Here is a 516-nt window from a genome sequence, read left to right on the forward strand (position 1 = left end):
CGGCGGCCTCCGGCGTGACGTGCGGGTGGTACGCCGCGGCGACCAGCGCCACGTCCGCCGAGACGTCGGGGAGGCCGAGCGCCGAAGCCAGCACCCCGACCGGCACCGGCCGCGCGACCGCCGCCATCACGTCGAAATCGTCGAGCGCGGCCACGATCCCTTGCGTGCGCGCGAAAGCCTCGTCGCGCAGCTCGCCGACGGACTCCAAAAGGGACACCGCCAGCCCCCGCCGCCGGACGTGGTCGGGACCATTGCTGAACCGGGCCACCGAAGCGCGCAGCCACGCGACGCTCCCCTGCGGAACGTCGACGGGAACGGGCGGCACGGGAGCGGAAAGCGAAGTCATGCGGCGAACGTATCCACGGGAAACGTCGGCAACGGCCGAAGCTTCAGAGCAGCGAGGCCGGGAACCACGTCGCCTGCGGACCGGCGCACCGCACCGGCCGCGGGGCGGCGTGCTCGAACCACCACGCCTCGGTGACGCGGCCGTCCGGCAGCCGGTACGTCGGCGGCCCG

At 74.4% G+C, this 516-nt stretch carries 1 pseudogene; it reads right to left on the reverse strand.

The features are described 5' to 3' along the window. A pseudogene (locus G3I65_RS40020) lies at window positions 1-346 on the reverse strand (cytochrome P450); the annotation flags it as partial. Window positions 347-516 lie beyond the last annotated feature (170 nt).

Origin of the sequence: Amycolatopsis sp. SID8362, assembly GCF_010550475.1 — a bacterium.
In the GTDB taxonomy this organism is placed as follows: domain Bacteria; phylum Actinomycetota; class Actinomycetes; order Mycobacteriales; family Pseudonocardiaceae; genus Amycolatopsis; species Amycolatopsis eburnea.